The following is a 1,444-nucleotide window of genomic DNA, read 5'->3' as shown; positions in this document are numbered from 1 at the left end:
CTAGTAGTGCTTTGTCATGATCTGAGTGGGTAGTTGGGTTTTGTTGTGGGGAACCGTGTTTTGCAGGTGGGGCAGACGCCGGCGAGGCGGACGAGTAGACGTTGTAGTCCACGGAGTACCGCGTAGAGGCTCAGGCCGGCGTTGCTGCTTTTGGGTGGCGGAGGCGTTGCAGGGTGAGGAAGGCGTGGGCTGCGGAGACGAGGGTGACGTGGTGGTGCCAGCCTCGCCAGGTGCGTCCTTCGTAGTGGTGCAGGCCGAGGCCGGTTTTGAGTTCGCGGTAGTCGTGTTCGATGCGCCAGCGGAGTTTGGCCCAGCGGATCAGGGTGCGTTTCGGTGTGGTGGTGGGCAGGTTCGACAGCCAGTACTTCGTCGGCTCGTCCTGTCCGGTGGGCCATTCGGCGATGAGCCATGCCTGGGGTAGGTCCTGGCCGCGGTGCTCGGTCAGGAGGACCCGTCCGGCGGGGCGGACTCGGAGGAACACGAATCTGGACCGCATCTTCACCGGTTTCCCGGCCCGGATGCGGGATCCGTCTCGCCAGGCCACGGTTCGGGCCTGTCCGTCGGTGAGGACGAGGTCTTTGACCGAGACGGCTGGTTGCCGGTACCGCTGGGCGGGTGGTTTACCGACGCCTTGGTAGGGCGGGGTGGTGCGGACGGTGTCGTGCCGGTGGACGCCAATGTTGGTGGATACCTGGACCACGTAGGGGATGTCCCGTTTGGTCAGGCCGTGGCGGAACTCGGCGGCGTCGCCGTATCCGGCGTCGGCCACGATCAACGGGGGTTGTAGTCCCCATCCGGTGAGTTCGTCGACCATGTCCAACGCCAGACGCCATTTCTCCCGGTGCCTGACCTTGTCCGGGATCCCTGCCCGCGACCGCCGCCGGTCCACGTCGGGGTCCGGGGAGGTGTCGGGGTCCCAGGCGGCGGGGAGGAACAGGCGCCAGTTCGCCGGGCAGGACGCGGTGTCGGTGACGAGGTTGACCGAGACCCCGATCTGGCAGTTCGTGACCTTGCCCGCCGTGCCGGTGTACTGCCTGGCCACTGCGGGTGACGCGGACCCGCACTTGAGCCAGCCGGTGTCGTCGACCGCCCACGCTACTGGTCTGATCACGGTGTCCATCCGCTGGGCGAGTCGGGCTCGGACCGGGGTCACGTCCCATGGGCTGTTCGTCACGAAGTGGTTCAACGCCTGGTCGTGCACACCGTCGAGGCGGCCAGCCATCGGCTGGATCGACTTACGCCGCCCGTCGATCATCAGACCTTGCAGGTACGACACCGCCCGGTCCTGCCACCCGACCCGTGTCAAGGACCCGAACACGTCCTCAACGAAATCAGCCAGGTCATCACGAAGACGGCGCACCTCAACCTCGTCCATAGTGGTGTCAACGAGGCTGATTCACCTATCACCACTAGCCTTAACCAAAACGTGACAAAGCACTACTAG

1 protein-coding gene is annotated in these 1,444 nt (G+C 65.3%); it reads right to left on the bottom strand.

Annotation, left to right across the window (positions count from 1 at the left end):
* Positions 1-130: 130 nt before the first annotated feature.
* Complete coding sequence (locus ACIBF5_RS32700; protein ID WP_396816754.1) at positions 131-1,375, bottom strand: IS701 family transposase; 1,245 nt, start codon at positions 1,373-1,375, stop codon at positions 131-133.
* Between the last annotated feature and the right edge of the window lie 69 nt (positions 1,376-1,444).

This window comes from Micromonospora sp. NPDC050417 (genome assembly GCF_044458865.1).
GTDB lineage: Bacteria > Actinomycetota > Actinomycetes > Mycobacteriales > Micromonosporaceae > Micromonospora_G.
This window is presented reverse-complemented; position numbering and strand designations above follow the sequence as displayed.

Excerpts from the sequence above, each read along its gene's own strand:
- ACIBF5_RS32700 (WP_396816754.1), bottom strand. The coding sequence starts at position 1,375 with ATGGACGAGGTTGAGGTGCGCCGTCTTCGTGATGACCTGGCTGATTTC.